At 69.7% G+C, this 21,801-nt stretch carries 21 protein-coding genes; all 21 read right to left on the bottom strand.

Going from position 1 to position 21,801, the window contains the following annotated elements; translation table 11 throughout:
* Positions 1-162 precede the first annotated feature (162 nt).
* The 21 genes from ACZ32T_RS18865 to thrC all read right to left on the bottom strand — a co-directional run bounded on the left by ACZ32T_RS18865 (position 163) and on the right by thrC (position 21,799).
* Complete coding sequence (locus tag ACZ32T_RS18865) at positions 163-609, bottom strand: DUF2550 domain-containing protein (protein ID WP_014154045.1); 447 nt, start codon at positions 607-609, stop codon at positions 163-165.
* Between the two features lie 142 nt (positions 610-751).
* A complete protein-coding gene (locus ACZ32T_RS18870) occupies positions 752-1,126 on the bottom strand; it encodes a F0F1 ATP synthase subunit epsilon (protein WP_104789137.1) in 375 nt (124 codons plus the stop codon).
* A gap of 109 nt (positions 1,127-1,235) precedes the next feature.
* Positions 1,236-2,678: a F0F1 ATP synthase subunit beta gene (gene atpD, locus ACZ32T_RS18875; protein WP_356711599.1), complete on the bottom strand. Its 1,443-nt coding sequence runs from the start codon at positions 2,676-2,678 to the stop codon at positions 1,236-1,238.
* Positions 2,678-3,595: a F0F1 ATP synthase subunit gamma gene (locus ACZ32T_RS18880; protein ID WP_467266054.1), complete on the bottom strand. Its 918-nt coding sequence runs from the start codon at positions 3,593-3,595 to the stop codon at positions 2,678-2,680. The genes atpD and ACZ32T_RS18880 overlap by 1 nt, the downstream gene beginning before the upstream one ends.
* 3 nt (positions 3,596-3,598) lie before the next feature.
* Positions 3,599-5,170: a F0F1 ATP synthase subunit alpha gene (gene atpA / locus ACZ32T_RS18885; protein ID WP_359472771.1), complete on the bottom strand. Its 1,572-nt coding sequence runs from the start codon at positions 5,168-5,170 to the stop codon at positions 3,599-3,601.
* A 143-nt stretch (positions 5,171-5,313) separates the two neighbouring features.
* Positions 5,314-6,129: a F0F1 ATP synthase subunit delta gene (locus ACZ32T_RS18890; RefSeq protein ID WP_467266057.1), complete on the bottom strand. Its 816-nt coding sequence runs from the start codon at positions 6,127-6,129 to the stop codon at positions 5,314-5,316.
* Positions 6,126-6,671: a F0F1 ATP synthase subunit B gene (locus tag ACZ32T_RS18895; protein WP_356711606.1), complete on the bottom strand. Its 546-nt coding sequence runs from the start codon at positions 6,669-6,671 to the stop codon at positions 6,126-6,128. Before ACZ32T_RS18895 ends, ACZ32T_RS18890 begins: the two co-directional genes overlap by 4 nt.
* 42 nt (positions 6,672-6,713) lie before the next feature.
* On the bottom strand, positions 6,714-6,959 hold the full coding sequence (gene atpE / locus ACZ32T_RS18900) for an ATP synthase F0 subunit C (protein WP_014048348.1): 246 nt from the start codon (positions 6,957-6,959) through the stop codon (positions 6,714-6,716).
* A gap of 74 nt (positions 6,960-7,033) precedes the next feature.
* On the bottom strand, positions 7,034-7,849 hold the full coding sequence (gene atpB / locus ACZ32T_RS18905; protein ID WP_104789126.1) for a F0F1 ATP synthase subunit A: 816 nt from the start codon (positions 7,847-7,849) through the stop codon (positions 7,034-7,036).
* A gap of 222 nt (positions 7,850-8,071) precedes the next feature.
* Positions 8,072-8,509 carry a hypothetical protein gene (locus tag ACZ32T_RS18910; protein WP_467266060.1) on the bottom strand — a complete coding sequence of 146 codons (438 nt, stop codon included), beginning with the start codon at positions 8,507-8,509 and terminating at the stop codon, positions 8,072-8,074.
* A 263-nt stretch (positions 8,510-8,772) separates the two neighbouring features.
* A complete protein-coding gene (locus tag ACZ32T_RS18915) occupies positions 8,773-10,134 on the bottom strand; it encodes an MraY family glycosyltransferase (RefSeq protein ID WP_467266255.1) in 1,362 nt (453 codons plus the stop codon).
* 94 nt (positions 10,135-10,228) lie between these two features.
* On the bottom strand, positions 10,229-11,509 hold the full coding sequence (locus ACZ32T_RS18920) for a serine hydroxymethyltransferase (RefSeq protein ID WP_467367861.1): 1,281 nt from the start codon (positions 11,507-11,509) through the stop codon (positions 10,229-10,231).
* 137 nt (positions 11,510-11,646) lie between these two features.
* Positions 11,647-12,288: an arsenate reductase/protein-tyrosine-phosphatase family protein gene (locus ACZ32T_RS18925; protein WP_104789118.1), complete on the bottom strand. Its 642-nt coding sequence runs from the start codon at positions 12,286-12,288 to the stop codon at positions 11,647-11,649.
* Positions 12,285-12,932 carry an L-threonylcarbamoyladenylate synthase gene (locus ACZ32T_RS18930; protein WP_467367863.1) on the bottom strand — a complete coding sequence of 216 codons (648 nt, stop codon included), beginning with the start codon at positions 12,930-12,932 and terminating at the stop codon, positions 12,285-12,287. Before ACZ32T_RS18930 ends, ACZ32T_RS18925 begins: the two co-directional genes overlap by 4 nt.
* Before the next feature lie 67 nt (positions 12,933-12,999).
* Positions 13,000-13,845 (bottom strand): peptide chain release factor N(5)-glutamine methyltransferase, encoded by an 846-nt coding sequence (gene prmC / locus ACZ32T_RS18935; RefSeq protein ID WP_056794331.1) that lies wholly within the window; start codon positions 13,843-13,845, stop codon positions 13,000-13,002.
* A gap of 52 nt (positions 13,846-13,897) precedes the next feature.
* On the bottom strand, positions 13,898-14,974 hold the full coding sequence (gene prfA, locus ACZ32T_RS18940; RefSeq protein WP_467367865.1) for a peptide chain release factor 1: 1,077 nt from the start codon (positions 14,972-14,974) through the stop codon (positions 13,898-13,900).
* 155 nt (positions 14,975-15,129) lie between these two features.
* Entirely contained in the window at positions 15,130-15,354 is a 225-nt protein-coding gene (gene rpmE, locus ACZ32T_RS18945) for a 50S ribosomal protein L31 (protein WP_099174467.1), read from the bottom strand.
* Between the two features lie 177 nt (positions 15,355-15,531).
* Positions 15,532-16,635, bottom strand: coding sequence for an LCP family protein (locus ACZ32T_RS18950; protein WP_467367867.1), 1,104 nt, complete (start codon positions 16,633-16,635; stop codon positions 15,532-15,534).
* Between the two features lie 456 nt (positions 16,636-17,091).
* The gene (gene rho, locus ACZ32T_RS18955; protein WP_467367869.1) at positions 17,092-19,158 is read right to left on the bottom strand and encodes a transcription termination factor Rho; all 2,067 of its coding nucleotides are present in this window, start codon (positions 19,156-19,158) and stop codon (positions 17,092-17,094) included.
* A 388-nt stretch (positions 19,159-19,546) separates the two neighbouring features.
* Positions 19,547-20,464: a homoserine kinase gene (gene thrB / locus ACZ32T_RS18960; protein WP_467266072.1), complete on the bottom strand. Its 918-nt coding sequence runs from the start codon at positions 20,462-20,464 to the stop codon at positions 19,547-19,549.
* A 264-nt stretch (positions 20,465-20,728) separates the two neighbouring features.
* Positions 20,729-21,799: a threonine synthase gene (gene thrC, locus ACZ32T_RS18965; protein WP_467266074.1), complete on the bottom strand. Its 1,071-nt coding sequence runs from the start codon at positions 21,797-21,799 to the stop codon at positions 20,729-20,731.
* Between the last annotated feature and the right edge of the window lie 2 nt (positions 21,800-21,801).

Here is a 21,801-nt window from a genome sequence, read left to right on the forward strand (position 1 = left end):
GGGGACCCCCAACCAGCGAGAGCCTTCTATCCAAGCCACATTGACTCTCCCCCAGACTCCGTCCGGGGGGACCCCCAACCAGCGAGAGCCTTCTATCCAAGCCACATTGACTCTCCCCCAGACTCCGTCCGGGGGGACCCCCAACCAGCGAGAGCCTTCTATCTAAGCCACATTGACTCGCTGGCCGGGCGGGGCCGCTTCCAGCCAGGCGAGGAAGCCCGTCAGGGCGTCCTCGCTCATCGCCAGCTCCAGGCGCGTCCCCCGGTGGAGACAGCCGAGCACGACGGAATCGGACAGGAGCGCCAGCTCCTCCTCGCCCTCGGGCAGCCGGCGCGCGACCACCTCGATGGCGGAGCGCTCAAGACCGCGGCGCGGACGGGGCGAGTAGGAGAAGACCCGGAACCAGTCGACACGGTCACCGCTGTAGCGGGCGACCCCGTACACCCAGCCCTTGCCGGACGGATCCGGCTCCTCGGACACGTCCCAGCGCAGGCTGCAGTCGAAGGTTCCGCCGGAGCGCTGGATCAGCCGCCTGCGGAGGCCGAAGACGAACAGACCCACCGCGACCAGTACGACGACCAGACCGCCAACCCACAGAGCGAGGACCATCTCCACCGACCTCCTCGCATCGTCGAGTAACGGATACCGAAACCGGCCGAACCGGACTGCACCTGCATCGCCTCAGCCGCGACACGGTCTGGATCTCTCCAGCTCGGGCCGCGGCTGAGTCAAAAACTCCTCGTGGGGACGCTCAGTGCGCCGCCACCGCACGCAGTCGCACGTCCGCGCGGCGCTCGGCACCGGCGTCCGTCTCCGACTTCGCGCGCTCCAGCGCACGCTCGGCGCGCTGGACGTCGATCTCGTCAGCAAGCTCGGCGATCTCCGCCAGCAACGAGAGCTTGTTGTCCGCGAACGAGATGAAACCGCCGTGCACAGCGGCGACCACAGTCGCGCCGTCGCTCGTACGGATCGTCACGGGGCCCGATTCCAGCACACCCAGGAGCGGCTGGTGACCGGGCATGACGCCGATGTCGCCGGACGTGGTACGTGCGACAACGAGGGTGGCCTCGCCGGACCAGACACTGCGGTCCGCGGCGACCAGCTCGACATGCAGCTCAGCAGCCAAGGGTGGCTCCTCGGGTCACCACCCGGCGGTCGTGCCGGGTGTCGGTTCAATTCTACGGGGCGTGGTGAGGGGGGCGGGACACACCCACCCCCCTCGGTGAGCCGGAGGCTCAGGAGACGCCGAGCTCCTTGGCGTTGGCCTTGAGGTCCTCGATGCCACCGCACATGAAGAACGCCTGCTCGGGGAAGTGGTCGTACTCCCCGTCACAGATCGCGTTGAACGCGGCGATCGACTCGTCGAGCGGCACGTCCGAACCGTCCAGGCCGGTGAACTGCTTGGCGGCGTGGGTGTTCTGCGACAGGAAGCGCTCGACGCGACGGGCACGGTGGACAACGAGCTTGTCCTCCTCGCCCAGCTCGTCGATACCGAGGATCGCGATGATGTCCTGGAGGTCCTTGTACTTCTGCAGGATCCCCTTGACGCGGCTGGCCGTGTCGTAGTGGTCCTGCGCGATGTAGCGCGGGTCCAGGATGCGGGACGTGGAGTCCAGCGGGTCCACGGCCGGGTAGATGCCCTTCTCGGAGATCGGACGGGAGAGAACCGTCGTCGCGTCGAGGTGGGCGAACGTGGTGGCCGGGGCCGGGTCGGTCAGGTCGTCCGCGGGGACGTAGATCGCCTGCATCGAGGTGATCGAGTGACCACGCGTCGAGGTGATGCGCTCCTGGAGCACACCCATCTCGTCGGCCAGGGTCGGCTGGTAACCCACCGCGGACGGCATGCGGCCGAGCAGCGTGGAGACCTCGGAGCCGGCCTGCGTGAAGCGGAAGATGTTGTCGATGAAGAGCAGCACGTCCTGCTTCTGCACATCGCGGAAGTACTCCGCCATGGTCAGGGCGGACAGCGCGACCCGCAGACGGGTGCCCGGCGGCTCGTCCATCTGGCCGAAGACCAGCGCGGTCTTCTCCAGGACGCCCGAGTCGGTCATCTCGTCGATGAGGTCGTTGCCCTCACGGGTGCGCTCGCCGACGCCGGCGAACACCGACACACCGTCGTGCAGCTTCGCCACACGCATGATCATTTCCTGGATGAGGACCGTCTTGCCGACGCCCGCACCACCGAACAGACCGATCTTGCCGCCCTTGACGTACGGGGTCAGCAGGTCGACGACCTTCAGGCCGGTCTCGAACATCTCGGTCTTGGACTCGAGCTGGTCGAAGGCCGGGGCCTTGCGGTGGATCGGCCAGCGCTCGGTGATCTGCGCCTCGGCCTCCGGCTCGTTCAGGATCTGACCGAGGGTGTTGAACACCTTGCCCTTGGTGATGTCACCGACGGGGACGGTGATGCCCTCGCCCGTGTCGGTCACCGGCGCCTGGCGGACCACACCGTCGGTGGGCTGCATCGAGATCGCGCGGACCATGCCGTCACCCAGGTGCTGGGCGACTTCCAGGGTCAGCGTCTTACGAGCGCCGGCCTCGGCCGGGTCGTCGACGTCGATGTGCAGGGCGTTGTAGATCTCCGGCATCGCGTCGACGGGGAACTCCACGTCGACGACCGGGCCGATGACCCGGGCGACGCGGCCCGTGGCAGCGGCCGTCTCAACTGTCGTCGTCATTACTTGTCACTCCCCGCGGACGCGTCGGCCAGCGCACCTGCACCGCCGACGATCTCGCTGATTTCCTGGGTGATTTCGGCCTGGCGGGCCGCGTTGGCAAGCCGGGAGAGGCTCTTGATCAGATCCCCGGCGTTGTCGGTCGCCGACTTCATCGCACGGCGTCGGGCGGCGTGCTCGGAAGCGGCGGCCTGCAGCAGTGCGTTGTAGATACGGCTCTCGACGTAGCGCGGCAGAAGGGCGTCGAGGACGTCCTCCGCCGACGGCTCGAAGTCGAACAGCGGCAGGATCTCGCCCTTACCGGTGCTCTCCTCCGCGACCTCGTCGAGCGAGAGCGGCAGCATCCGGCCGTCGACCGCGTTCTGCGTCATCATCGACACGAACTCCGTGAAGACGATGTGCAGCTCGTCGACGCCACCCTCGGCCGTGTCCTTGGTGATGGACTCGATGAGGGGCTCGGCGATCTTCTTGGCGTCCGAGTACTCGGGGCTGTCGGTGAAGCCGGTCCACGATTCCGCGACCTTGCGCTCACGGAAGCCGTAGTACGCGACACCCTTGCGGCCGACGATGTACGTGTCGACCTCCTTGCCCTCGGCCGCCAGCCGCTCCCGCAGCCGCTCCGCCGCCTTGATGGCGTTGGAGGAGTAGCCGCCGGCCAGACCGCGGTCGCTCGTCAGGAGCAGGACCGCCGCCCGGGCCGGAGCCTCGGCCTCGGTGGTGAGCGGATGGTTGGTGTTCGAGCCGGTCGCCACCGCGGTCACCGCACGGGTGAGCTCGGTCGCGTACGGCATCGACGCCGCCACCTTGCGCTGCGCCTTGACGATGCGCGAGGCGGCGATCATCTCCATCGCCTTGGTGATCTTCTTGGTCGCGGTGACGGCTTGGATGCGGCGCTTGTAAACGCGAAGCTGAGCGCCCATCGATCAGCCCTCGCCCAGGAGCTTGCCGTCCGAGGTCTCGAACTGCTGCTTGAAGGAGGCGATCGCGTCGGCGATCGACTGCAGCGTGTCGTCGGACATCTTGCCGCCCTCGGCGATGCTGGTCAGGAGGTCCTTGCGCTCGCGGCGCAGGAACTCCAGCAGCTCGCTCTCGAAACGGCGGATGTCCTCGACCGGGACGTCGTCCATCTTGCCCGTGGTGCCGGCCCAGACGGAGACGACCTGCTCCTCCATCGGGAACGGGGCGTACTGCGGCTGCTTCAGCAGCTCGACCATGCGCTTACCGCGCTCCAGCGACGCCTTGGAGGCCGCGTCCAGGTCGGAACCGAAGGCGGCGAACGCCTCCAGCTCACGGAACTGGGCGAGGTCCACACGAAGACGGCCGGAGACCTGCTTCATGGCCTTGTGCTGGGCGGAGCCACCGACTCGGGAGACCGAGATACCGACGTTGAGCGCCGGACGCTGACCCGCGTTGAACAGGTCGGACTCCAGGAAGCACTGGCCGTCGGTGATGGAGATGACGTTGGTCGGGATGAACGCCGACACGTCGTTCGCCTTGGTCTCGACGATCGGGAGACCCGTCATCGAACCGGCGCCCATGTCGTCGGAGAGCTTGGCGCAACGCTCCAGCAGACGCGAGTGCAGGTAGAAGACGTCGCCCGGGTAGGCCTCACGGCCCGGCGGACGGCGCAGCAGAAGCGACACGGCGCGGTAGGCGTCGGCCTGCTTCGACAGGTCGTCGAAGATGATGAGGACGTGCTTGCCGTCGTACATCCAGTGCTGGCCGATGGCCGAGCCGGTGTACGGCGCCAGGTACTTGAAGCCGGCCGGGTCGGACGCCGGGGCGGCGACGATGGTCGTGTACTCCAGGGCGCCGGCCTCTTCGAGGGCACCGCGCACGGAGGCGATGGTGGAGCCCTTCTGACCGATGGCGACGTAGATGCAGCGCACCTGCTTGTTCACGTCGCCCGAGCGCCAGTTGTCGCGCTGGTTGATGATCGTGTCGACGGCCAGAGCGGTCTTACCCGTCTGACGGTCGCCGATGATCAGCTGACGCTGGCCACGGCCGATCGGCACCATGGCGTCGACGGCCTTGTAGCCGGTCTGCATCGGCTCGTGCACCGACTTGCGGACCATGACGCCAGGGGCCTGCAGCTCGAGGGCGCGACGTCCTTCGGTCGCGATCTCGCCGAGACCGTCGATCGGGTTGCCGAGCGGGTCGACGACGCGGCCGAGGTAGCCCTCGCCGACGCCGACGGAGAGCACCTCACCGGTGCGCTGCACCGGCTGGCCCTCCTCGATTCCGCTGAACTCGCCGAGGACGATCGCACCGATCTCGCGCTCCTCGAGGTTGAGGGCGAGACCGAGGGTGCCGTCCTCGAACTTCAGCAGCTCGTTCGCCATGGCGGAGGGCAGGCCCTCCACCTTCGCGATGCCGTCGCCGGCAACGCTGACCGTCCCGACCTCCTCGCGCGAGGCCGCGTCCGGCTGGTACGACTGGACAAAGTTATCCAGTGCGTCCCGGATCTCCTCCGGCCGGATCGTAAGCTCCGCCATCTGGGGTTCCCTGCTCTCCTTGTTGGGCCCGAAGTTTCTCAAAGGGGTCTGGGGGCGACCCCCAGGAATCTTCTGCAATTTCTGCACGGCCCAACCGGGCCGCAATTCTTGCTCGTTCAGTTGGTGCGTGGCGCTGCGCGCTGTCAGCCGGCCATCCTGCGGGTGACCTCTTCGAGGCGCTCCGCGATCGTGCCGTTGATGACCTCGTCACCGACGCGCACCGAGATCCCGCCGAGGACCTCGGGGTCCACGTCCAGGTTCAGGTGCATCTGCCGGCCGTAGATCTTCGCCAGGGCGGCGCCGAGGCGCTGCTTCTGGCGATCGGACAGCGGCACCGCCGAGGTGACGACGGCGACCATGCGGTCCCGGCGCTCCGCGGCGAGCCTGGACAGGGACTCGAGTCCCGCTTCCAGGCTACGTCCTCGGGGCTGCGTCACGAGGCGCGTGATCACGCGCTCGGTGACGGGCTGGGCCTTGCCGCCGAGCAGGCTGCGGAGCAGCTCGCTCTTGGCGGAGGCCGTCGCCTTCCGGTCGGTCAGCGCGGAGCGCAGCGCGACGTCGGAGCCGACGATCCGGCCGAACCGGAAGAGCTCGTCCTCGACGTCGTCGAGCGCGCCGGCGCGCTGGGCCGCGGTGAGGTCCGCGGTGTTCGCCAGTTCCTCGACCGAGTCCACCAGGTCACGCGACTGCGACCAGCGGGAGCGGACCATGCCGGAGACCAGGTCCACGGCTTCGCCGCCCACCTGACCGCGCAGCAGTCGTCCGGCCAGCTCGGCCTTGGCCTCGCCGCCCTGCGACGGGTCGGTGAGGACCCGGCGCAGCGATACCTCGCGGTGGAGCAGCGCGGTGACGGCTGCCAGCTCCTCACCGAGCTTCGCCGCGTCGACCGACGTGGAGTCGGTCAGTGCGTCGAGACGCTCACGTGCGGAGGCCAGCGCCTCGCGGCTCGCTCCGTTCATCGGACGGCCTCGGCCTTCGCCTCGAGCTCGTCGAGGAAACGGTCGACGGTGCCGCTCTGCCGGGCGTGGTCCTCGAGGGACTCGCCGACGAGCTTGCCGGCCAGGGCGGTGGCGAGGGTGCCCACGTCCTGACGCAGCGCGGACGCCGCGGACTTGCGGTCGGCCTCGATCTGGGCGTGGCCGGCCGCGATGATCTCCTCGCGCTGCCGCTGACCCTCCGCCCTCATCTCCTGGATGATGACGGCACCCTGCTCCTGCGCCTCCTGGCGCAGACGGGCGGCCTCGTGGCGGGCCTCGGCGAGCTGAGCCTTGTACTGCTCAAGAACGCTCTGGGCCTCGGTCTGGGCCGCGTCGGCCTTCTCGATCCCGCCTTCGATCGCCTCGCGGCGCTCTTCCAGAACCTTCTCGATGTTCGGGAGGAGCTTCTTGGCGAGGAAACCGAAGACGATGACAAAGGCGATCAGGCCGATGACGATCTCGGGGATCGCCGGGAGCAGCGGGTTCTGGATCTCTTCCTCGGCCGCCAGCTGTAGGGCGTTCACATCAATGCCTTTCGTCGCATCGGGCAGTCGGAATGCCGCGACTTAGTCGACCGGGTAGACGAAGGGCATGACGAGACCGATCAGGGCGAGCGCCTCACAGAGGACGAAGCCGAGGATCTGGTTCGAACGGATCAGGCCGGCAGCTTCGGGCTGGCGGGCCAGCGCCTGGGTGCCGTTACCGAAGATGATGCCGACGCCGACGCCGGGGCCGATCGCGGCGAGGCCGTAGCCGATGGAACCGAGGTTGCCCGTGATGTTGACGGCGGCGAGGGTCTCAAGAGCGGACATGCCGTTTCTTCCTTCTCTTTCAGAACCGGTGGGGGTTGGCCACCGGACGACTATCGGGGGTGGTGCTGGACTGCTCAGTGCTCCTTGGCGAGAGCACCCTGAATGTAGTTGCAGGCCAGAAGGACGAACACGTAGGCCTGCAGCGCCTGGATGAACAGCTCGAAGGCGGTCATCAGGATGGTCATCACGAACGACACACCGGCGTAAGCGATGCCGATGCCGTTCAGCAGGTACCAGCTGGCGATGGTGAAGATCAGCAGCAGCACGTGGCCGGCGAACATGTTGGCGAACAGTCGCACCGCGTGCGTGAACGGCCGGATCAGCAGGTTCGACATGATCTCGATGAGCATGACGAAGGGAAGAGCCGGGCCGATCGACGGGTCGTAGCCGGAGATGTTCTTCCAGCCGCCGACGAAGCCGTGCCGCTTGAAGGTCAGGCTGACCCACAGGATGTAGACGATCGCGGCCAGCGCCACCGGGAACCCGATGACCGAGACCACCGGGAACTGGGCGAGGGGAATGATCGCCCAGAGGTTCATGATCCAGATGAAGAAGAACAGCGAGACCATGAGGGGCACGTACTTCTTGCCCTCGCGCTTGCCGAGCGTCTCGTACACCACACCGGTGCGGATGAAGTCGTAACCCGCCTCGGCGACCATCTGGAGCTTTCCGGGCACCAGCTTCGGCTTGTTGAAAGCCGCCCAGAAGAAGCCGACGACGACAACGGTGCTCAGGACCGCCAGCAGCATCGGCTTGTTGATCTCGATGCCGCCAACGGTGAACATCGGCTCGAAAACAAAGGAGTGCAGGCCAGGAGCCGGGAAGCCGCATCCGTCGAAGATGTGGCAGTCGGTCTCGAAGGCGAGCACCGTCGTCGGGTCAGCACTCACCGCGGGCTCCTTCAGCGTGGCGCATAGGTACGGCAACCTCGTTGTGTCGGCGCGGCAAGCAGCCGCTGGTCGGCACTGGACTGGTGTTACGGATGGGGGGCGGCTCAGGCATTACGCCTCGCGATGGAGCAGGCGCCGATTTTGATGCCCGCGCCCGCAGTGCCGCAGTTGGCACCGGACGATAGCAGGGTCTCGAACGCGCGCTTATCCCGGCCCTACCCCTCACGTCGAAGACCCCATGTTCTCGGGCGTCTTGCCCGCGGACGAGTCCGGCTCGACGTAAAGGATCTTGGTCTTCATGTGCACACGGATCTGCGCCGCGACCCACACGAGCGTCGCGGCCATCAGCGAGGCCGCGAAAGCCCTCGGGTTGAACAGCGTCGTGTTCTGGAAGGCGGCGACGAAGACGAAGAGCAGCAGCAGTTCGACCGTGTAGAGCACCAGCCCCATGGCCTGGAACAGATGCGGCATGGACTTCGCCGTGCGCTGCAGGACACCGAGTCCGATCCCCATGAAGAGGATCACCACCAGCGTCCCGACCGCAGCGCCGATCGCTCCCTTGCCGCCGGCGAGCACAGCGCTGACGGCGACGGCGACGACACCGGCGGCAGCAGTGGGCACGGCGGTGTGGAGGAGAGTCCGGGCGTCGTTGGACGGCATGGCGGTTACTCCGCGTTGCAGGGGGTGGTCAGTGGTCGTCAGGGACGAGCGTAGGCCCGGTCCGAGTCGATGCTTCGGGACGAAGGACCGTGCTACTCAGGTCCTTCGGCCTCCTCACCGGGCTTCGTGAACGGTATCACAAACTATTTGATGAGGTCTTTACTCAGAAAGTGTGCCAGCTGTCACACATGAGGGTTACTTCGCGCGTGTGTGCAGAACATCACGGCGCATTGTCTGGTATAGGGGTTTCTGCGTCGGCGGTGTCAACGCGGTGCGTCGGCTCGGTCCCGATCCGTGAAGCGCGAACGGGGGCCGATCGCGGTCGCTCCGTTGACGCCGGAGACACCCACGGACACCGAGGCCCGCTCCTGCTCCGGGGAGGCCATGTGTGAGCTCTCCGCCTCGTGTTGGGCACCGGGGGCGTCCTCGGCCTCGCCGTCGTGCCGGCGGCGCCGGTAGCGCGGCGGCACGAAGGATTCGGCCCAGTGCGGTGCGCGCGGGGTGAAGCGCGGCATGAGCAGCAGGACCAGGCCGACCGCGCTGAGGCCCACGATGACCAGGACGATCCAGAGAGAGGTGGAGTGCACGGAGTAGCCGACCGCGCCGAAGGCGATCAGCGCCGACCAGAAGTACATGATCAGCACGGACCGGCTGTGCGAGTGCCCGATCTCCAGCAGCCGGTGGTGCAGGTGGCCCCGGTCGGCCGCGAACGGCGACTGGCCGTTCCAGGTGCGGCGCACGATCGCGAGGATCAGGTCCGCCGCCGGGATCGCGATGATCGTGAGCGGCAGCAGCAGCGGGATGAAGACCGGCAGCATCGCGTGGGTCGCCTGCCGCTCGCTGCCCTCGAAGAGCTTCATCGCGTCGGGGTCGACCTGGCCGGTGACCGAGATCGCGCCGGAGGCCAGCACGAGTCCGATCAGCATCGATCCTGAGTCACCCATGAAGATCCGGGCGGGGTGCATGTTGTGCGGCAGGAAGCCGAGGCACATGCCCATGAGGATCGCGGCGAAGAGCGTCGCGGGGGCGGCCGCCTCGATCCCGTACCCGTACCAGAGGCGGTAGGTGTAGAGGAAGAACGCCGCGGACGCGATGCAGACCATGCCGGCCGCGAGGCCGTCCAGACCGTCGACGAAGTTGACCGCGTTGATCGTGATCACGACCAGGGCGACCGTGAGCAGGGTGCCCTGCCACTGGGTGAGCGCGACGGTGCCGACTCCGGGGATGGGCAGCCACAGGATCGTCAGACCCTGGATGACCATGACCGCGGCGGCGATCATCTGTCCGCCGAGCTTGATCAGTGCGTCGAGCTCGAACTTGTCGTCCAGGACGCCGATCAGCCAGATCAGGGCGGCTCCGGAGAGCAGCGCCCTGGGTTCGTTGGAGAGTTCGAAGACACCGTTCAGGTTGAACAGGTGGTCCGCGACGATCAGCCCCGCGCACAGTCCGCCGAACATGGCGATACCACCGAGCCGAGGTGTCGGTTCCCGGTGTACGTCACGCGCCCGGATCGCGGGCATCGCCCCGATCGCGATGGCGAACTTCCGCACCGGCCCGGTCAGCAGATAGGTAACCGCTGCCGTGACACAGAGCGTCAGCAGGTAATCACGCACGGGCTGCCCCAGAAAATTCGCCGGCCATCTCAGCCCCACACCCTAGTCTCCCGGGCAAGGACGCCGAGCCACGGGTTGTCGGTTGCACATACGTGGTTCACACCGCCTACCCCGGATACGGCGGATTGCGCTCGGCGAGCCCGCGGACCTCGGCCCGCAGCAGCCCCGGGTCGCTCTCCTCGCGCACGGCCGCGCCGAACAGCTCGGCGATCCGCGCCATGTCGTCCTCGTCCATGCCCTGGGTGGTGACGGCCGCGGTGCCGAGCCGGATCCCGCGTGCATCCCCGTACGGCAGGGCGCAGGTGTCCAGGACCATCCCGGCGGCCACGAGCCGCTCGCGGGCGGTGCGGCCGTCGACGCCCAGCGGGCCGGGGTCCGCGACGACGATGTGGGTGTCCGTGCCGCCCGTGGTGATCTCGAAGCCCTCGGACTCCAGGGCGGCCGCCAGGACGCGGGCGTGGGCGACGACCCGGTGGGCGTACACCGCGTACGCCGGGGTGGCCGCCTCTCCGAAGGCGACGGCCTTCGCCGCGACCGTGTGCATCTGGGCGCCGCCCTGGGTGAAGGGGAACACCGCGCGGTCGATCCGCTCCGAGAGCTCGACGCCGCACAGGATCATGCCGCCGCGCGGGCCGCGCAGCACCTTGTGCGTCGTCGCGCACACCACGTCCGCGTAGGGCACCGGGCTGGGCGCCGCTCCCCCGGCGATCAGTCCCATCGGGTGGGCGGCGTCCGCGATCAGGTAGGCGCCCACCTCGTCGGCGATGTCCCGGAACTGCTCGTAGTCGGGGTGCCGGGGGTAGGAGATCGACCCGCAGACGATCGCCTTGGGGCGCCGGGCCCGGGCGAGGGCCCGCACCTGCGCGTAGTCGATGAGCCCCGAGTCCGGGTCGACGCCGTAACCGGCGAACTCGAACCAGCGTCCGGAGAAGTTGCCCGGAGCGCCGTGGGTGAGATGGCCGCCGTACGGGAGGCCCATGGCCAGCACCGTGTCGCCGGGGCGCAGCAGCGCGGCGTAGGCGGCGAGGACGGCCGACGATCCGGAGTGCGGCTGGACGTTGGCGTGCTCGGCGCCGAACAGCTCCGTCGCCCGCCGGACGGCGACGCGTTCCGCGGCGTCGGCCTGCTCGCAGCCGCCGTGGTGACGGGCCCCGGGGTAGCCCTCGGCGTACTTGTTGGCGAGCGGGGAGCCGAGGGCGGCGAGGACCGCGGGCGAGGTGAAGTTCTCGGCGGCGATGAGCTGGAGGGTGCTCGCCTGCCGCCCCGCCTCGGCCAGCAGGACCGAGCCGATCTCCGGGTCCTGGCGGAGCAGGGCGCCGAAGTCCTGCGGCATGGCGGTGTCCGGCGAGGGCGCGGCCGCGCGTGCGGCGGGAGTGGTGACCGGCATCGGGGGCTCCGGGCCTGGAGGAGGGGGTGCGTGGCGTCAGATCCAATGTAGGCCCGCCCCGGGCCGCCTGCCCGCTGCCGGGCGCCCCTCTACGCCGGTCGGCGCACCCCGTGCGGGGCGCGCGGGCCGGCGGTGGGTCAGTGCGGGGCGCGCACCCCGGTGAGGGCGGTCATGACGGGGTCGAGGGCCTGGCTGATCTCGTCACCGATGGAACGGAAGAACGTGATGGGGGCGCCGTACGGGTCGTAGACCTCGTCGGCCTCCGCCGTGGGTGCCAGCAGCCAGCCACGCAGCGCCGCCGCGGCGCGCACCAGCGCGCGGGCGCGCTCGACGACGCCCTCCTCACGGGCGTCCGGCAGCGTCGCGGGGTCTATGGCCCGCACCAGCCGGGTGAACTCCTTGAGGGTGAAGGTCCGCAGGCCCGCCGAGTGGCCCATGGAGATCACCTGGGCGCGGTGGTCGCGGGTGGCGGTCAGCACCAGGTCGGCGCGGATCACGTGCTCGTCGAGGAGCTCGCGGCCGACGAAGCCGGTGGCGTCGGCGCCGAAGTCGGCGAGGACGACCTCGGCGTTGGCCTCCATGGGCGCGCCCTCGTGCCCCCAGGTGCCGGCGCTCTCCACGATGAGGCCGCCGCTGAGCGGGTCACCGAGGCGGTCCACGAGGGCATGCCGGGTCAGCCGCTCGGTGATGGGCGAGCGGCAGACGTTGCCGGTGCTGACGTGGAGGATGCGGAAGGTGTCGTGCCGCCCCGTTATGCCACGCCCCTCAGGGGCGGTCAATTGGCCACCTCGAGGTCGGGTACCACCTTGCGGAGTTCCTCGACCGAGAGCGCGCCGGCCCGCAGCAGCACGGGGATCTTGCCGGTGACGTCGACGATCGAGGACGGGGCGATCCCGGGGGTGGGGCCGCCGTCGAGGTACACGGAGACGCTGTCGCCGAGCATCCCCTGGGCTGCGTCGCAGTCCTCGGGCGAGGGGTGTCCGGTGAGGTTGGCGCTGGAGACGGCCATCGGGCCGACCTCCGTGAGGAGCTCGATGGCGACCGGGTGCAGGGGCATCCGGACGGCGACGGTGCCGCGGGTGTCGCCGAGGTCCCACTGGAGGGACGGCTGGTGCTTGGCGACGAGGGTGAGGGCGCCGGGCCAGAACGCGTCGACGAGCTCCCACGCCTGCTCGGAGAAGTCGGTGACCAGGCCGTGCAGGGTGTTCGGGGAGCCGATCAGGACAGGGGTCGGCATGTTGCGGCCGCGGCCCTTGGCGTCGAGCAGGTCGGCGACGCCCTCCGAGCTGAAGGCGTCCGCACCGATCCCGTACACGGTGTCGGTGGGCAGCACGACCAGTTCGCCGCGGCGGACGGCGGACGCGGCCTCACGCAGGCCGGTCGTACGGTCGGTCGCGTCGTTGCAGTCGTATCGCCGTGCCATCAGCCGGCCTCCTCGGACATGTACGGGTCTGTCGGTTGGGGTTCGTGCGGTGCCGGTGTCCCGGTGGTCACGGCATGGCCTTGCGGGCCGTGGCGAACCGGGGCCGGTTGTTCAGGTCGGGGTGGTCGGCCGCGTCGGCCCAGCCCCGCTCCTCGGTGAAGATCCACGGCACCTGGCCGCCCTGGGTGTCGGCGTGCTCGATGACGACGAGCCCGCCGGGGCGGAGCAGCCGGTGCGCGGTGCGCTCGATGCCGCGGATGGTGTCGAGGCCGTCCTCGCCGGAGAACAGCGCCATCTGCGGGTCGTGGTCGCGGGCCTCCGGTGCCACGTACTCCCACTCGGTGAGCGGGATGTACGGAGGGTTGGAGATGACCAGGTCGACCTGTCCGTCGAGCTCGGGAAGGGCGCTCAGGGCGTCTCCCCGGTGGACGGTGACCCTGGACCCCTCGGCGTTCTTCCGGGTCCACCTCAGGGCGTCCTCGGACAGCTCCACACCGTGCACCCGCGAGCGCGGCACCTCCTGCGCCATGGCGAGCGCGATCGCGCCCGATCCGGTGCAGAGGTCGACGATCAGCGGTTCGACGACGTCCATCGCGCGGACCGCGTCTATCGCCCAGCCGACCACCGACTCGGTCTCCGGGCGCGGGACGAAGACTCCGGGGCCGACCTGGAGTTCCAGGTAGCGGAAGAAGGCGCGGCCGGTGATGTGCTGGAGGGGCTCGCGGGCCTCGCGGCGGGCGATCGTCTCCCAGTAGCGGGCGTCGAAGTCGGCGTCCGGCACATGGTGCAGCTCGCCCCGCTTGACGCCGTGCACGAACGCGGCGAGTTCCTCGGCGTCGAATCGCGGTGAGGGGACACCGGCGTCGGCCAGCCGCTGGGTGGCCTGGGCCACCTCGGCGAGCAGCAGGTTCATCGCGGTTCTCCGTACGGGTTCACGAGCGGGGCGGGGCGGTGGTGCTCACTGCCTACGCGGCGGCGAGCTTGGCGGCGGAGTCGGCGTCGACGCACGCCTGGACGACCGCGTCGAGGTCGCCGTCGAGCACCTGGTCCAAGTTGTACGCCTTGAAGCCGACGCGGTGGTCCGAGATCCGGTTTTCCGGGAAGTTGTACGTCCGGATCTTCTCCGAGCGGTCCACGGTGCGCACCTGGCTGCGGCGTACGTCGGAGGCTTCCTGCTCGGCGGCCTCCTGGGCGGCGGCCAGCAGCCGGGACCGCAGGATGCGCATGGCCTGCTCCTTGTTCTGGAGCTGGCTCTTCTCGTTCTGGCAGGAGGCGACGACACCGGTGGGCAGGTGCGTGATGCGGACGGCGGAGTCCGTGGTGTTGACGGACTGGCCGCCGGGGCCCGAGGAGCGGTAGACGTCGATGCGGAGGTCGTTGGCGTGGATCTCGACGTCGACCTCCTCCGCCTCGGGCGTGACGAGCACGCCGGCGGCGGAGGTGTGGATGCGGCCCTGGGACTCGGTCGAGGGCACGCGCTGCACGCGGTGCACGCCGCCCTCGTACTTCATCCGGGCCCAGACGCCCTGGCCGGGCTCGGTGGCGCCGTTGCCGCCCTTGGTCTTCACGGCGACCTGGACGTCCTTGTAGCCGCCGAGTTCGGACTCGGTGGAGTCGATGATCTCGGTCTTCCAGCCGATGCGCTCGGCGTAGCGCAGGTACATGCGCAGCAGATCGCCGGCGAAGAGGGCGGACTCGTCGCCGCCCGCGCCCGCCTTGATCTCCAGGAGCACGTCCTTGTCGTCGCTGGGGTCGCGCGGGACCAGGAGGAGGCGGAGCTTCTCGGTGATCTCCTCGCGCTGCTTCTCCAGGACCTTGACCTCGGCGGCGAAGTCGGGGTCGTCGGCGGCGAATTCGCGGGCGGTCTCGATGTCGTCGCCGGTCTGCTTCCAGGACCGGTACGTGGAGACGATCGGGGTCAGCTCCGCGTAGCGCTTGCTGAGCTTGCGCGCGTTGGCCTGGTCGGCGTGGACCGACGGGTCGGCGAGCTTCTTCTCGAGATCGGCGTGCTCGCCGATCAGTTCCTCGACCGCCTCGAACATCTTCGGGCTCCTGGTTTCTGCGTCATACGTCTGCTGCCTGCTGGACGGTGTGCCGCCGGGGAGCGCGCCCGGGAGGCACGCCCGGCCGCACAGCCGGAAAAAACGCCGGTCCCGGCGCCCTGGTGGAGGGCGTCGGGAACCGGCGCAGTGGCTCGCTACTTGCTGGCGGAGCCGGCAGCCTTGCCGAAGCGGGCCTCGAAGCGGGCCACGCGGCCGCCGGTGTCGAGGATCTTCTGCTTGCCCGTGTAGAACGGGTGGCACTCGGAGCAGACGTCGGCACGGATCGCGCCGCCCTCAAGGGTGCTCCGGGTGGTGAACGACGCACCGCAGGTGCAGCTGACCTGCGTCTCGACGTACTCGGGGTGAATGTCGCGCTTCAAGGTGTCTCCTAGATTCGGGAGGGCTCCGGGTCGTTCGCGCGGATTGCGCGTCCGTGAACCGGGGCCGACGTACCAGTCTGCCAGGACCGGCCGTATCTCCCAAAACGAGGGTACGGCCGTGTGTATTCCCGTGCGTACGGGGAACATTCCGCGACCGGATGGTGACGGAAGGTGCCGTTACCGTACGACTTTCCCGGCCCCGCCCTTGTCGCCGGCGGACGTCGCCGTGGCGGACGCGGGGATCGGCTCGTCCTGCTTGAGGGCCGCCCACACCTGCCGGTCGGCCTTCTCCTGGGGCAGCACCCGGTTCGGGTCCTCGGGGTCGTACTCCACGGGCAGGGTGACCATGTCGATGTTCTTCGAGCCGAGGCCCTTGAGCCCGTTCGCGAAGCCGGTGAGCTTCTTGACGGAGGCGAGCTGGGAGTCGGTGGTGACGGCCTTGGTCGCGGTGTCGGCGAGCCCGAAGAGCGTCTTCGGGTTCGAGAACACCCCGACGCTCTTCGCCTGGTCCATCAGCGCCTTGACGAAGGCCTGCTGGAGCTGGATGCGGCCCAGGTCGCTGCCGTCACCGACGCTGTGGCGCGTACGGACGAGGCCGAGCGACTGCTCGCCGCTCAGGGTGTGGCGGCCGGGCTTCAGCGAGAGGTGGCTGTCGGGGTCGTCGATCGCCTGCGAGGTGGTGATGTCGACGCCGCCCAGCTCGTCGACGAGCTTCTTGAACCCGGTGAAGTCGACCTCGACGTAGTGGTCCATACGGATGCCCGACATCGACTCGACGGTCTTCACCGCGCAGGCGGGTCCGCCGACCTGGTAGGCGGAGTTGAACATCGTCCCGTGCTCCGCGCCGACCTGTTCCCCGGTCGTGTCGCTCGTGCAGGCGGGACGGTCGACGATGGTGTCCCGCGGGACCGAGACCACGCTCGCGGAGGTGTGCCCCTCGTTGACGTGGACGATCATCGCGGTGTCCGCGCGCGCGGAGCCCTCGTCGGCGCCGTATTCGGCATTGGCGCCCGAGCGGGAGTCCGATCCCAGCACCAGGATGTCCTGCGACCCGTTGTCCACGTCGTCGGGACGCTCGGCCCCCAGGGCGGCGTCGATGTCGACGCCCTTCAGATTCCCGTTGAGCGTGTAGTAGGCGTAACCGAGTCCGGATCCTCCGACGACCACCAGGGCGGCGACGCCCCACAGCGCGACCCTCTTCACCCGGCGGCCCGGGGACGGCTTCCTCCGGCGGCTGCCGGTGCCGCGTATTCGGCCGGCGCTCCTGCTCTGCTCGCTCATGCGGGTCCCTCTTTCGCTGCTCGCTCTTACCCCCTGCCGTGGTGCACGGGCGTGGTCCGGCGTCGCTCGGTGGGACGACGGAGCAGCCAGCAGCCTCGCACAGCGAGCTGAGGCCCCCGTCGGGCGACGGGGGCCTCGGAGGAAGCGGGTGCGCGGACCTGGAACCCGGCGCTCACCTGGGATTTCGGCCGAACGGGGCACGGCCGCTCCAGCCGGTGACGAACCCGGCGCATGTGGCGAAGATCGCACCCTGGCGTCCCGTCGCCATGACGGCCGCCGACGCGGTGCGGGGTGGCACGCGCCCGCTCGCGTGGCGGTGGACGCCGAGCGCGGCGGGGGCCGCGCTCCCCCCTCGGCCCGCACGGCGGAATCCGTCAACCGGCGGGTGCGGAAACGCAACAGATGCCCCGTCACGAGGTGACGGGGCATCTGTTGCGGAGCTGCGGCGCGGCGACGTCAGTCGTTGCTGTTGCCGTTGCCCGGTGTCGTCTTCTGGATCTGGAGCAGGAACTCCGCGTTGGACTGCGTCTTCTTCATGCGGTCCAGCAGAAGCTCGATCGCCTGCTGCTGGTCGAGCGCGTGAAGCACCCGGCGCAGCTTCCAGACGACGGCCAGCTCATCGGTGCCGAGCAGGATCTCTTCCTTACGGGTGCTGGACGCGTCGACGTCCACCGCCGGGAAGATGCGCTTGTCCGAAAGCTTCCGGTCGAGCTTGAGCTCCATGTTGCCGGTGCCCTTGAACTCCTCGAAGATCACCTCGTCCATGCGCGAGCCGGTCTCGACGAGCGCGGTGGCCAGGATGGTCAGCGAGCCGCCGTCCTCGATGTTGCGCGCGGCACCGAAGAAGCGCTTCGGCGGGTAGAGCGCGGTCGAGTCGACACCACCGGAGAGGATGCGGCCGGAGGCCGGTGCCGCCAGGTTGTACGCACGGCCCAGACGGGTGATCGAGTCCAGCAGGACCACCACGTCGTGGCCGAGCTCCACGAGGCGCTTCGCACGCTCGATGGCGAGCTCGGCGACCGTGGTGTGGTCCTCGGCGGGGCGGTCGAAGGTCGAGGAGATGACCTCGCCCTTCACCGACCGCTGCATGTCGGTGACCTCTTCCGGACGCTCGTCGACCAGGACGACCATCAGGTGGCACTCGGGGCTGTTGACCGTGATCGCGTTGGCGATGGCCTGGAGGATCATGGTCTTACCGGTCTTCGGCGGGGCCACGATCAGGCCTCGCTGGCCCTTGCCGATCGGGGCGACCAGGTCGATGATCCGGGTGGTCAGGACGTTGGAGTCGGTCTCCAGGCGGAGCCGGTCCTGCGGGTACAGCGGGGTCAGCTTCTGGAACTCCGGACGGCCGCGGCCGCTCTCGGGCGCCATGCCGTTGACGGAGTCCAGACGGACCAGCGCGTTGAACTTCTCGCGGCGCTCGCCGTCCTTGGGCTGGCGCACCGCACCGGTGACGTGGTCACCCTTGCGCAGGCCGTTCTTGCGGACCTGGGCGAGTGAGACGTACACGTCGTTCGGTCCCGGCAGGTAGCCGGAGGTCCGGATGAACGCGTAGTTGTCGAGGATGTCGAGGATGCCCGCGACGGGGATCAGGACGTCGTCGTCGGCGACCTGCACGTCGGTCGCGAAGTCGTCGCGGCCACGACGGCCACGGCGGTCGCGGTAGCGGCCCCGGCGGCCGCGCCGGCCGCCCTCGTCGTCGTAACCGTCGTCCTGCTGGCCGCCGCCGCCCTGCTGCTGCTGGCCCTGGTTCTGGCCGCCGCCCTGCTGGCCCTGACGGCGTCCGCCGCCCTGCTGGCCCTGGTCGTCGCCCTTGCCCCGGCGGTCGCGCTGGCGGTCGCGGCGGTCACCGCGGTCCTGGCGGTCGCCGCGGTCACGCCGGCCGTCCTGGCGGTCGCCGCGACGGCCCTCGGCCGTGTCGGCGGCGGACTCGGCCTTGGCCTCGCCCTTCGCCTCGGCGCGCTCGTCGCCGCGGTCCTGGCGGCTCTCGGCCTTCGGCTCGGCCTGGGCCTTGGACTCGGCCCTCGGCTCCGCCTTGGACTCGGTCTTGGTGTCGGGGCTGCCCGCCTGCGCGGTCGCCCGGCGACGGCGGCGCTCGCCGGCCGGCGGTTCGTCGTTGGCCGGCTGGCCCGGGATGTCGATCTGCTGCTGGGCGTCGGCCTTGTCGGCGGCCGGGGCGGCAGCGTTCTCGTCACCGGTGCGGGTCTTGGACGTGGCACGCCGCTTCGGCTTGCTCCCGGCGTCCGTACCGGCGGACGCGGCGGCCTTGGGGGCGGGCGCGGAGGATCCTCCGGCCTGCGCCTCCTTGATGACCTCGATCAGCTGGCTCTTACGCATCCGCGCAGTTCCCCTGATGCCGAGGCCGGACGCGACCTGCTGCAGCTCGGCCAGGACCATGCCCTCGAGGCCGGTGCCGGAGCGGCGGCGCCGTGCGGTGGTGCCAGTGGCAGCACCTTCGGCGGGCACGGAGCTGTCGACGCTCTTGTCGGCAGTCACGCCCATCAGATCGGTGGTGTCGCTCACGAAGGGTCCTTCCCTGGAGCGGACGTCGGCCTTCTGGCTCGGCGACCGGTTGTGCTGTCCGACTGCGGTCTGTTGATCGTGTCGATCGCGGACCTTGCCGGGGCGGTGGTCCGCCGGGTACGGCGGAGAGATGAATGTGCGGGGTTCCGGCGCGAGATCCCCCTGCTCGGCCCACTCCTGGACGAGCAAGAGGGTGTCGTGCCGGTTCCGGAGCGTGCTCGAAAGCTCAGGCGGGCTGCTCAGGCAGTCGGGGAGGCTCCCGGAAGAGTGGTGGTCCCGGAGGGGGACACGAAGCAACGCGCCACGAAGACGTCGATTGCTGACTTGAGGTTAACACTACCGGCTCCAACAAACATTCCCCCTCTCATGCACCGGCAATCACATGCGGTTACGCGGCGAGCGGCAGGACGCTCGCACCCGTGGCGTCGAGAGCGAGCCGGTTCGCGGCCCATCCCTCGCCCGCCAGCCGGGCGACCTTGTCGGCGGAACCCTCGTCCGCCAGCGCGAGCACCGTGGGTCCCGCGCCGGAGATGACGGCGGGGACGCCGTCGGCACGCAGCCGGTTCACCAGGTCGACGGTCTGCGGCATCGCGGGGCCCCGGTACTCCTGGTGGATCCGGTCCTCCGTCGCCGCGAGGAGCAGTTCGGGGCGCCTGGTCAGGGCCTCGACGAGCAGGGCCGCGCGACCGGCGTTGGCCGCGGCGTCCACATGGGGGACGGTGCGCGGCAGCAGACCACGGGCGGTCTCGGTGAGCACCGGAGTGGCCGGCACGAAGACCACCGGTACGACGGCGGCGGAGGGGTCCATCCGGATCGCCCTGGCGGCTCCGCCGTCCATCCAGGCGAGCGTGAAGCCGCCGAGGAGACAGGCCGCGACGTTGTCGGGGTGCCCCTCGATCTCGGTGGCCAGCTCCAGCAGCGCGGCGTCGTCGAGACGGGCTTCGCCGCCCGTCGTCACGGCGCGGGCGGCGACGATCCCGGCGCAGATGGCGGCGGACGAGGAACCGAGTCCGCGGCCGTGCGGGATGCGGTTGGCGCAGACGATCTCCAGGCCGCGGGGCTGTCCGCCGAGCAGGTCGAAGGCCGTCCGCAGGGAGCGTACGAGCAGGTGGCTCTCGTCACGGGGGAGCGTCTCGGCGCCCTCGCCCGCGATGTCGATGTGCAGCCCGGAATCGGCGACCCGGACGACGACGTCGTCGTAGAGCCCCAGCGAGAGGCCGAGGGCGTCGAAACCCGGGCCCAGATTGGCGCTGGTTGCGGGGACGCGCACCCGGACGGCGGCGGCTCGGAACGCGGGACCGGCCATCGGTTGGACGACTCTTCCTGTACGGCGGCGGGGATGTTGAGCAGGGTACTTCGACGTGCGTGGGGTGCCGTTGCGCGGGGTGACGGGGGGCCCGGCAGTCACGACGGCTGCTGCACCGCGGCGGCTGCGGCGGGGCGGGGACAGCTTATCGAAGGAAGGTTCTGCGGCGACATAGGGCGCACAGGAGGCGCACGATGCGTGTCGCACACCTCCTATGCGCTCTCGGCCCCCCTGGGAGGGCGGTTGAGCTGCGGCGAGGGCCGGTTACGCGAGGCCCAGCTTCTCGGCCGCGGCCACGGCGTCGACCGGGACGGTGACGGGCTGCGGAGCGCCCGCGACGGCCCAGTCGGGGTCCTTGAGGCCGTTGCCGGTGACGGTGCAGACGATCTTCTGGCCGGGGTCGACCTTGCCCTCCTCGGCGGCCTTGAGCAGACCGGCCACGGACGCCGCCGAGGCGGGCTCGACGAAGACACCCTCCTGGGAGGCCAGCAGGCGGTAGGCCGACAGGATCTGACGGTCGGTCACCTCGTCGATGAAGCCGCCCGACTCGTCCCGCGCGTCCAGCGCGAACTGCCAGGACGCCGGGTTGCCGATGCGGATCGCGGTGGCGATGGTCGCCGGGTCCTTGACGATCTCGCCGCGCACGATCGGCGCGGAACCGGACGCCTGGAAGCCCCACATGCGCGGGGTGCGCGTGGAGACGGCGTCCCCCGCGTACTCCTTGTAGCCCTTCCAGTAGGCCGTGATGTTGCCCGCGTTGCCCACCGGCAGGACGTGGATGTCGGGAGCGTCGCCGAGCGCGTCGACGATCTCGAACGCGGCGGTCTTCTGGCCCTCGATCCGGACCGGGTTGACCGAATTGACCAGTGCCACCGGGTAGTTGTCGGAGAGGCTGCGGGCCAGGGTCAGACAGTCGTCGAAGTTGCCGTCGACCTGGAGGATCTTCGCTCCGTGGACGAGCGCCTGCCCCATCTTGCCGAGCGCGATCTTGCCCTGCGGCACGAGGACGGCGCAGACCATGCCCGCGCGCACCGCGTAGGCGGCGGCGGAGGCGGAGGTGTTGCCGGTGGAGGCGCAGATGACGGCCTGCGCGCCCTCCTCCTTGGCCCGGGTGATCGCCATGGTCATACCGCGGTCCTTGAACGACCCGGTGGGGTTGGCGCCCTCGACCTTGAGGTGCACCTCGCAGCCCGTGCGCTCGGAGAGGACCTGCGCCGGAACGAGGGGCGTACCGCCCTCACGGAGCGTGACGACCGGCGTCGAGCTCGTGACCGGGAGCCGGTCCCGGTACTCCTCGATGATGCCGCGCCACTGGTGGGTGCCCTTGCTGGTCATGG

This window comes from Streptomyces sp. NPDC023573 (assembly GCF_055559735.1).